Annotated in this window: 4 protein-coding genes; 2 read left to right on the top strand and 2 right to left on the bottom strand. The window is 63.4% G+C overall.

All coding sequences use genetic code 11. From position 1 onward, the window contains the following. Nucleotides 1-225 precede the first annotated feature (225 nt). Both ACLP4W_RS16800 and ACLP4W_RS16795 read right to left on the bottom strand, forming a co-directional pair. Complete coding sequence (locus tag ACLP4W_RS16800) at nt 226-1,719, bottom strand: LamG-like jellyroll fold domain-containing protein (RefSeq protein ID WP_442387795.1); 1,494 nt, start codon at nt 1,717-1,719, stop codon at nt 226-228. Between the two features lie 598 nt (nt 1,720-2,317). Beyond that, on the bottom strand, nt 2,318-3,115 hold the full coding sequence (locus ACLP4W_RS16795; protein ID WP_442387793.1) for a hypothetical protein: 798 nt from the start codon (nt 3,113-3,115) through the stop codon (nt 2,318-2,320). A gap of 616 nt (nt 3,116-3,731) precedes the next feature. Between ACLP4W_RS16795 and ACLP4W_RS16790 the strand changes: the two genes are divergently transcribed. Both ACLP4W_RS16790 and ACLP4W_RS16785 read left to right on the top strand, forming a co-directional pair. Next, nucleotides 3,732-9,596: a WD40 repeat domain-containing protein gene (locus ACLP4W_RS16790; protein ID WP_442387791.1), complete on the top strand. Its 5,865-nt coding sequence runs from the start codon at nt 3,732-3,734 to the stop codon at nt 9,594-9,596. A gap of 683 nt (nt 9,597-10,279) precedes the next feature. Continuing rightward, a partial coding sequence (locus tag ACLP4W_RS16785) for an ISAzo13-like element transposase-related protein (protein WP_442387789.1) occupies nt 10,280-10,716 on the top strand: 437 nt, incomplete at its 3' end.

Raw genomic sequence — 10,716 nt, 5'->3', positions numbered from 1 at the left:
GGCGGAACGGTGAACTCGACGCTTGGCGTCGGGACGGTGTCCTCCCGGAGCATAGGTTACCGGAACCGGTTCGCAAGGCCGCTTGATCGCGGAACCGGCGCACCAACTGGCGGGCGCTAGGCAATTTCCTTTAAGTTGAGCGTATGGGGTTCGTCGATCATGTCCTCTACCTGCCGGTTCCCTCTTCGGGTTTACCGAGGCTGGGATTTATGCTTTTGAATTGCTCTATCTGCTCGTCCTTGCCCTCACCAAGGAAACCGCAACGGAGGCGCCTCCCGTCAGGCTCAGGAGTGGAAGCATCCACGGGACATATGGGGGCAGAGTGATCGCTGCGGCGGGAAAAAGGAGCAGGCCCACAGCCAAGCTGACGCCCAAGATGGGCAGCCTGTGCCCAGGCCAGAAACCGGCGCAGGCCAATGCCGACAGCATGCCCACAGCCACCATTAAGCCAGGCATGAGCGCGTCCTTGGCACGGGTCAGCTGATGACAGCGGTCGGCGTGGCCGGTCAGACGTTTTTCCAGAATTTCACTCGCCGGTGCGTGTGCCGCTTTCTCAGCCGGGTGGCTGCCAATCCTGACGCCGTTCATGGCCTTCTCGATTTCCACCTGCGTCAACGCTCGGGAGTAGATGCGCACGTCGTCAATCAGGCCGGCAAATGCAAATCCTCTCGCATCCGCCCGTCTACCCACGCAGACAGGTTGGCCGGACGCCAGTTGCGCAGGGGCCACTTGGCCCAGCAGGAAACCGTCGTCCAAATGTCCGTTCAGATACACATTCAGCGTCCGCGCATCGGCGTCGTATACTCCCGCCACGTGATACCAAGTATCGCGGACCAACTCGGTCGCTCCGTAACGGGCCATCAAATTCCCACACGGATCGACGAGCTTGAAGCCAATGGTGCGCGGCCCCCTGTCAACCGTCGTGTCCAGTTGGTAGCCCGGCCAGTGGGTCGAAACGATCGCTGCATCATCGATGGGGAACGAAGTTGAGTTGATCCAGGCGCTGATGGTCATGCTGCCCATGAGCCGGAGATTGACGGGATGGCCAAAGTTAACGTAGTCCTTCTCGCCGTCCACGCGCACGGCCATGCCGTGGATTCCGTCGGCCAGCATGGTTCCGCCGATGAGCGTACCATCCAACCCGTTACCGGAGGAATCGTAAAAAACGCCAGCTACCGTCTCATCGAACGTCCAGTGAGCTTCCAGGGATCCGGGCAAAGTGGCTCCTCGACAGTTCACGAACACGAACAGCTCTTCCCAATCCGACCGCGCTTTGAGTCCGAGGATCGCCAGCACCGCGAGCACCGATAGCCAAGCGGTCGGCACATTCACCCTGATCGACGGCACGAGGACCCGCCATCGCCAGGTGATCAGCAGACCGGTCATCGCTCCGGCGACGTTCAGAGCCAGATCGATCGGGGATGGATGCCGGTGCATCATGAAAAACTGGCAAGTTTCTGCGAAGAGAGAGAGAAGCGTAGCAATCATAACGCCGCGCCAGAACCCCAGTCTTGTCAGGACCACGCCAACGGGAACGTAGAGTATCAGGTTCTCCATCATGTCCAGGGGGATGCAGACCAAGGATAGCGTCGCGAAGTCAAACCGCCGCAGCTCCACCGGGAATGCCGTGGTGCCAAGCACAAGCACGATGATCGGCACCAACAATCTCACACGGTCGCTATCGTGTTTCTGCTGGGAAGGGTCTTGCGGCAAGCTCATAAGGGTCGCACATGGTGCTGTGCGGAGTTCGTGTCAACAATCGGTCGCGCTCAACCGCGAGCCCGGCCATGGCCCGTCGAGGCGAAACTGTCAGACTTCGGGACACCGTTCCATGGCGATCAACCCGAGTTCTAGCGAAGTTGGCTGAATGGCGCTTCTTAAACTCTAGTCATTTTCTGGACTGGGGGATACACAAGGTCGGCCCGCCGGCCCGCCTTGCCATCAATCGGGGGTGTCTCACCATCCTCGACCAGCAAGGAGGGCCGATCATGCGCCAGGGTATTCGTCAGGCGTCGCTGGCTCAACTACGGGGCTGGCCGTCCCGGGTACGGCTGGCCTGGCGCGGCCGCCCGCGCCCACAGTATGGTTCCGCCGAGCACTTACACTCGAGCGGCCTGAAAATTTCCAGAAGATGCGCGCACGGCGCGGAAAAGTTACAGAGGTAGAATCTACCACACAGGTGTTCGCATCGCCAAGGCCGCCTTCAAAGCCATCGAAAGCCGACTCCAACGCGATAAGAATCTCCCCAAGTATGAAGTCCTCATCCAACCTCAACCGATCTAACGGACCTTGGATGACGCAAAACGAAAATCGCGAATCAAGGTGAGATTTTTAGCCGGGTCTTCCACTTTAACAACGCCACCTCATCAGCCAACGCGATCGCCTTGGCCTCAGCCGACCGTGCGTACGATAGCTTCTTGGCCAGACATTGGTCCTTCCGGGCATGCCGCCGCTTGGCAGTGGCTTGCTTTCGCTCAAGCTTGGTCCGGGTGTGGATGATTTCGTAGGCCCGGTTCTCCAGGTAACCGACTAGCGGCCCGACGTCGTACAACGCATGAAAAACATCACCGCGGCAGGGACGCCCAGGCAGAACCTCTTGGTGCCCGGCGCGGAGCCCCGAGGCGAAATCGGTGATGGTGGCCTGGGGAGCGAAGCCCCGGTCGACCAGTTCCAGCAGCCGGATGACCCAGGTATCGGCGTCGCGATGCTCTTCCGGACTCAGCATCAGCAAGAAGCAGAAGGTGGATTTGGCATCGACCCCCACCAAGACGGGATCGCGCGCCTGGAAGATCTCATCGAGGAGGCCGATGAGGATGGTGGAGAGGTCGTACTGCTCGTTGATTATCCGGGCATGAGCAACGGGGCTGTGCACGGTCCCCAGGGAGATCCGATAATCGAAGAGGTCGCGCAGCAATTCGACCACGCCGCGGGCCGAACTATGGCAGATCAACACTAAGCCCAGGACCAGTTGCCGCAGCCAAGCCTTGGTGACTGGCAGGTAGAAAAGGACATTGTTGGGTTTACTTGAGGGTGTGAAGGCTTCGCTGAGAGCCTTCTCGGCGGTGTGCACCTGTTGATACAGGAACTTCCTGCTGACCTCGTGTTGCCGGGCCAACTCGGAGACCGTTTCAGTCCCGGCGAGTACCTGGATGGCCAGGCCTTGCCTCTGCTGAGGCGACAGATGCTTGGCTGGACAAGAAACATGAACAGTTGCCGGAGCTAGCCAGTGAAGCGGAGTCGTAGCCGAAGTGGGATCACATTGCGTGACTGAGATGGACAAAGTAGCCTGACAATCCATGTCTGCTTCCTCCATGAAACAGTGTTTGTGGGGACAAACAACCCCAACATGGAGGAAACAGGTAGTTTAGAAAACCCTATACCATCGGGCAAGTGTGATCTGGACTTGAACCGAGCCCTCTGAGCATGGCAACTTGGCACTGAAGACCTTCCGAAAAGTTGCCACTTTGTGCCAAAAAAGTGCCATTAGCCGTGACACCTTTTTGCAGGCTGGCCTGCGACCGTGCCCGTCAGTCGTGAGTTCCGAGTTGTGAGTTCCGACCAGTGCGGTTGCGACGAACGCGTGCGGATCGAAGTCTCGGGCGGGTATACTGAGCTTTTGACTCGTCCTTTGCCGCGTGCTGGAAGCGGCGGTGGACGGACTCCTTGATCGCGGAGTGTGCAAGATGATGCGCGTCCTGCTCGCCGTCAGCTCGATCCTGGCCGCCGGCCACGTGGCGGCCGCGCAGATCAGGCTGGAGCAAATCATCTCTCGGGAGAACCCAGCCTTTCAGTGTGAGGGGGCCAGGCTCTGCGCCGGGCGTGACGGGAGGGTATACCTCGCGAGTTGCGCGACGCCCAGTTTTATATTGCGGCTCGATCGTGACGGACGGGGCAAGGTCGGGGCCACGGTCGGCTATGCGTTGACCGGCGTGGCCGCCAATGCCGATGGCGTCCTGGCCACATCGAACGCCCATTTTTCTCACAGGGTCGTGCTCTACGACAGGTCGTTCAAGGAGGTGGTCACCGTCGACGACTTCCTCGTCAACGACCAGGTCGGCTGGGACGCTCCGGGCCACGTCGAGGCCGGGGCTCATGACTTCTTCGGGCTGGACCAGCACCGCAATCGCATCGTCCGGCTCAGCGCTGGCGGCAAGGTGCTGCAGTCCTACGCCCTCCCGCATGAGCCGGAGGGCAATCTCGGGCTGGTGCAGGACTTTCGGGTCTGCGAAAAGCGACAGACGTTCTACCTGCTCGCACGCAGTGGCCCGCTCCGTTGCGTCGGTTTCGACGGCAGAGTGCGGTGGTCGGTCAACACCGAAGTCAGGTGGGGAAACGATGGCGGGTTCGATGTCGATGCAGACGGCACGCTCTATACGCTCGGCCCCGGCGGCGAGGCCGTGCTGCGCTTTGCGGCAGCCGATGGCAAACCGCTCAAGCCAATCCGGCTGAATCTAGGTGCCGTCAAGGTCGAGTTGTCGAAGCACCCGTTCTGCGACCTGCGAGGGTCCGGGGGCGATTTGTTAGTTCGTCGAAAGCACGCCTTCGAGCTCTACCGGCGCTACAATCTGGTCAGCGGCGCTCACGTGCAGACCGTACACGCTGACCACGAGCGGCTGACGGCGGCGTGCCCGACCGACATCTGGATCGCTGGCACGACGTTGCCGTTCCGCGTCCGACTGGAGTCAGCCGGCACGACATCCGAACCGCGCTGGCGCGTTTGGGGTCGTACCGCCGGAGCTCGAGATTACCGCGAAATGCTGCTGCGGGATGATTCCATCAAGGTGCCGGCCGATTGTGCCGGTCTGTTCCAGGTGTTCGTGACCCCCGACGTTCGTCCCGGTCATCCGGGTACCATTGGCGACTATCGGCTGAGGAGCTGGGTCGAGATCCGTCAGCCGGGCACCGCGGGATCGGCTACCGTGATGACGCGGGACAATCGCACCGACTACGGCCGGGGCGAGGAGGTGCCGTTCGCGGTCGTCGTGCGGTCTCGAAATTCTGGCCGCCCCTTGTCCGGCACAGTCCGTGTGGTTGAGGGCCAGCGAACCTTGGCCGAGGGGAAGTTCGAGGTCAGGACGAACGGCCCCGCCGCGATGGTCGTGCTGCCGCGGCGGTTGACCGCGGCGCTTACGCCCGGCGACTACAAGCTGACGGTCGAGGCACGAGGCCTGACGGGAGTGTCGGCGCCGTTGTCGTTCGGCCCGGGGTTGGAGAAGACGGCGTTTCACACGGTGCAGTACGGCGACTATGGCCCGATCTATCCGCAGGCCGATGCCTGGACCGCGCCCGATCTGACGTTCGCTCACGCCGAGCGAACGGCCAGGCTCGGCTTCAATCTGGTCGTCGACCGACTCGGCGACCCCAATCAATCGGACGCCTTGAACGTCGATCGCTGGCGGGCCGGTCTCGACCCGATGCGGAAACGACTCAAGGCAGACCCTCTGGCCGTCGCGCCGTACAAGGCGGCGCTCCCTTCGCCGCTCCAGCAGACGCTGTCTGACTACAGCGCGCGGGGGATCGAGCAGATGGCGATCCTGATGATGAACGACGCCGGGCTGCCGCTCGGCGGTCCCGGCTTCGACTCCCGAAAGCCGGAGCAGTTGCTTGAGGCGCTGACGCGTACCACGAACGCGCTCAAACCGTACCCGGCGTTCCGCGGCTGGAGCTGGGCGTCCAACTGGTGGGTCTTCCAGGATAGGGGCGCCGAGGCTGGGAAGACGCCCGGGGAGAAGGCGGCCTACCTCGCGGCCGAGAAGCGTGCGAAGGACACGGGGGCCTGGGACCCGGTCCTCGATCGCGTCTCGGGCTACCGGCTCGGGTATGCCGTCGACGCGCAGGCCCTGTTCAAACAGCGACTCCAGGAACTCGCCCCCGGGCTGGTGACGGCCGTGGCCAGCCCGTACCGCAACGTCGAGTCGTACCCGCCCATCACCCTGAGCAATGTGGACGAAGTGGATCTGCAGGCACAGTGGGAGCAGGTGGCCTTGCCATACCATGCCGCGCATTCGGTCGACTTCTACAAGCGACCTGGCAAGCCGGCCTGGTTCCATCCGGAAATCTGGAACGATGCCGGCACCGGCGATCAGATCGTCCCCACGCTGTTCCAGGCGCTGATGCGCGGGGCCGACGGCGTCGGAGCGTCGGGGTCAATTCCGAGCTGGTCGCACCATCCCGGCGACATCCCGGCCGACCCGCGCCTGGCGCATCAGGGCATGACGTCGGTGTACCGCTCGCTCAACAGCCTGCTCCGCGAGTACGGCCCGTGGCTCACAACGCTAAGGAACAACGACCGGGTCGCCATCGTCGTCTCGGGCCGGATGATGCGAACCGACACCTGGGGCCACGTCATGGGGACCTACTTCGCCCGCGTGCTCGAGGCCTATTGCTCCTGCCTCCACGCCCACCATCCGGCGACGCTGATCTTCGCGGAGGACCTGAAGCCGGACGACCTGAAAGCGTTCGAGGCGGTGCTCGTGGTCGGGCAGCGGGTCGAGATGGAGCCCGCCTTGGCCGCGGCCCTGGAGAACGCCCGAGGCGCCGGCGTCGGTATCTTCCACGACGGCACCTGCCACGAAGGGCTGGTCGCGAAGGCCGCGCCGCTCGGCATCGCGTTCGACAAGTTCGAGAAGGACACTCACCCGGCCTCGGACGACGCCGCGTACTGGCGGTTCCCCGCCTACTGCAAAGCCAACCTGCCGGCGCTACAGGCGTCGCTCAGGAACGTGCACGCACCCGGCGAGACGGATAACCCCGAGGTGTTCCTGAGCGAACGGCGGTCGGACGAAGGCCGCTTCCTGTTCGTCGTCAACAACACGACGCCCAACCTGGAGCCGGGCCAACTGTGGCGCGTGTCGCTGTGCGTGGCGACGCGGGTGCCGGTCGTGGCACCAGTGCGAATGGAGCCGACTGGCGGCGCCGTCTACGATGTGTTCGCGGGCAAGTGGGTGGACGCGAAGGGGGGCATGGTCGAAGCCGACCTGCGCGGCCTGCCGGCCCGCATCTTCGCCGTCCTCCCGCAACCGATCCGGTCGGTCGATCTGCGCGCGCCGAGTGATAAGGTCGCCGCCGGGCAAGAGTTTGCCTGGTCGGTCAAGGTGCTGTCCGATCAGCGAACGGAGATCCGAGCAAGCGTGCCGGTGCGAGTGCAGCTTCGCGATAGCCGCGGCCGCATCCTGAGCGAGCGCTTCGCCGCGGCGACTTCGGGGGCGCTGACCGGGACGTTTATGGCGCCGCTCAACGCACCCGAGAACGAGCTCGCGCTGGAAGCGACCGAATTGTTCAGCGGACTCGCAGCGCAACTGCCGCTACGCGTGACGGCGCCGGATCAGCCCATCAGACTGATGGCCGCCACGATCGAGCCGACGCCAGCCGAGCCGGTTCAGGCCCGTTCAATCGCCAGGCCGTGCAAGAGTCATTGGGCGTCGGCCGAACAGGGTTTCGGACCGCATGTTCGCGACATTACGGTGACTGCGGGTGGTTCCCTTGCCGTGCTCAACACGATGAACTGGGACCACAATCTGTATGGAATCGATCTCAGTAGCGGCGCGGTCCGCTGGCGGCAGCGGGTCGGCCACTACTTCGCCTTCGCCCCGCAACAACTCCGCGAGGGCGTCGCAGTTCAGGGCTTCGACTTCCGTTCGGCCGAGGGGTATCACCTGTACCTGGCCGGCGTCGACGGCCAGCTTGAACGGCGGTTTGCCCTGTACGGAGTGCCGACGCGGTTGCCGCATAAGTTCGTGCCGGCGTTTCTCAACGACCGCATCAACAACTTCGCGGTGCCCGCTGACGGCAGTTGGGTCGCGAGTGCCGGCGATCTCGGTCTCGCGGTGTGGCAGCGCGACGGCTCGCCCCTCTGGGCGCAGGATTGGTGGAAGGCCAACCGCCACACGGCCACGCTGGCCGCGCTCGATGCGGACACGCTCCTGGTGATCGAAGGGATGCAGGCGACGGCCTACGCGGCCCGGTCCGGCCAGCGGCTGTGGAGCCTCACCCTGGCCGCGACCGGCGAAGTTCGCCAGGTTCGCGTCAGTGCCGACGGGAAAACATCCGCGGTCCTGACGTCGGCGGCCGGCGGCCGGGTCTTCGTCCTGCATGACGGCAGAGTTGTCGCCACGCTGCCGACCGGCGGCAACGAACTGGCCGTCAGTGCCGACGGGTCGCGCGTGGCCGTCGCGGTCGGCGATCAACTGAAGCTCTATTCCGCGGCGGACGGTTTGCGATGGGTGCTCCCGGCCGACGACACGCTGCACTCCCCGCGCTTCAGCTCGGACGGCAATCGCCTGGCCGTCGCGAGCGAACTGGGCACGTTATCGGTCGTGGATCAGACTGGAAACGTGTTGCTGGAACACGACACGGGGACCATCGCCGTGCCCGCCTGGCTGCCGGACGGCGATCTGTTGGTCGCCACCTGGGCGGGACACGTCACGCGGCTCGGCCCGGAGTTCCAGGAACGCTGGAGCACAAGCCTCGAGCCGGCAGCCACCAACATGCGCGACGCGCTCCTGGCGGACGATCACGCGCCGACGACCCTCATCACCGGCTGGGGCAATGCCGAAGCGACGCCGGCACCCGTGACGCCGAACCTGCTCGACCCGCAATCCGTGGTCATCCAGTTCCGGGCGAAGGACCCGCAGGTCCAGCTACAGTATCCCCCGGCGGCCTTGGTCGACGGCAAGGTCGATGCGCCCCCAGCCCCGTGGCTGGCGTGGGGCGATGTCGGCAACTTCGCCGAAACTTCACCGTTCAATTACCTCTTGCTCGACACCTATCGGACGCGGTTGCGCGTCACTGCGATCACCCTGGTCGAGGATCCTGAACACCCGGAGTCGTGGCTGCGCGACACGGTCTTGGAGGCCTGGGACACGACCGCCGAAAAGTGGGTGCCGGTGCAGCCACTGCTGTCGAACGCCGCCGTCCACACCCACAAGCTGGCCACGCCGGTGGAGGCGTCTCGCTTCCGCCTGGTCATGCCGTGGGGGCTGTGCGGCAACCTACGCCTCGCAGAGATCGTGCTGCACGGCGAAAAGGCCGGGCCGGCCCATCCCGACGTGGCCGCGCGTCGTCCGCTGGCCGTGCTGTTCGATGAGGGAGACGAGTTGAGGGACGTACTCGTCGGCGCCTACCAGGGGCTGTCCTTCCAGTTCGAGGGAGCCTACCACGGCGGCCGCTGCATCAAACAGGAAGCAGACCGCTACGCCGCGCCTTTGTTCGTGCCGCCGTTTGGCCACGTTGTGCCCACCTGGGACTTCGAGATTGTCAAGACCCCACAGCCCGGCCAGTACCGTTACGCCCAGTTTGCCTGGCGAGCACTGTCGCCAACCACCCGCGGTCTCATGCTCCGGTTCGATGTCGACGCGTACGGCCTTACGCCACGCTACTACGCCGGTGAAAACAAGCCCGAAGAAGGCACCCTTCCCAAACAAGTCGCAGATCACCCACCCTCCGATTGGCAAGTCGTCCGCGTCGACTTGTGGGAACTCCTCAAGAAACCCACCCACATTCGCGGCCTGCGCCTGAGCACGATTGGAGGCCCCGCCGCCTTCGATCAAATCCTCCTCGGCCGTACGCCGGACGACCTACCAAGCCCAAAGAAGTGACATCAGCCCAAGCCCGTTGCCAGTAAGTCCACTCTCTGTTGCTGGTTAACCCATCGAGCCGTCTTCGGCGGCGCCCTCACGGTGCGTGAACTCTGGTTTGGGAGATCTGGTTCCTACCGCTGTTTGTTTTTACTTTGCTTTACGGCGACGCGTGTCAGTGGCCGTATAAGCTCTGGTGCTTCTTGCCCGATGGTTAGCATGGCCCGAGAGGCTTCGACCTTGTCATTGGCGACTTGCCTGCCGGGTTTTCCCGGCGTGGTATTGATCCCGTTGGGGAGACTTCAAACGTCCCCGATACCCCTCTTGGCTCGTGGCGCCTTGTTGTCATAACGATAGCCTGCTATTCCGCCGCGATTTCCAGCAGGGCCACCGCGTCACTTTTTCCTGAGTTTCTTGGGGTTTTCTATAGTTACTAACCATCGTACATATACATTGTACTTATTGTCGACGACTAAAGCGACCACAAACATCGTGAAAAGATGCGCAGATGTGCCGCAAAGGTTCAGCTTCCCTCCGAATGCCGAATTAGCCATTCGTCCCGGTCCACCTATTTTGATGCGGTGGCCCTGCGATTTCCAGTGAGCCGGGCAACGCACGGGCTGTCGCCGCGGCAGAATAGCAGGCCGTTGGGAGCCGTTCCAAAATAACTTTTCAAAAGAGCATCGTCTTACTATACTGCCATTATGGCAAATTCGGCAGTGATTTCCAGTGTCCGGCAGAGGTATCACACCCTCGCTCCGTTCCTTCACGAGAATGCGCGGCGACGCTGGGCCGCTTGTGAGGCCCTGGCCTTGGGGCGCGGTGGCATTTCGGTGGTCGCCGCCGCCACCGAGCTCTCGCATCCGACCATCCGCCGCGGCATCGCCGAACTCCAAGCCGGTGACGACAGCCCCCCTGGTGAGACCCAGCCGGATCATCCCCGGATTCGCCGTCCCGGGGGTGGGCGTTATTCGATCGCGGCAACTGATCGGACCTTGCTCCGTGATCTCAAGCGGCTCATCGATCCGGCCACCCGCGGTGATCCCATGTCCCCACTGCTCTGGACCTGCAAGAGTACGCGGAACCTGGCCGACGCGCTGGCCGAGTTGGGGCATGACCTGAGCCATCAGACCGTCAGCCG

The organism is Mycobacterium sp. (assembly GCF_052145595.1).
Lineage (GTDB): Bacteria > Actinomycetota > Actinomycetes > Mycobacteriales > Mycobacteriaceae > Mycobacterium.
The sequence above is the reverse complement of the archived record's forward strand: the minus strand, read 5'-3'. Positions and strand labels throughout refer to the sequence as shown.

What these genes read in the sequence shown, in the direction of transcription:
- ACLP4W_RS16800 (WP_442387795.1), bottom strand. Translation starts at nt 1,719, where the DNA reads ATGAGCTTGCCGCAAGACCCTTCCCAGCAGAAACACGATAGCGACCGT.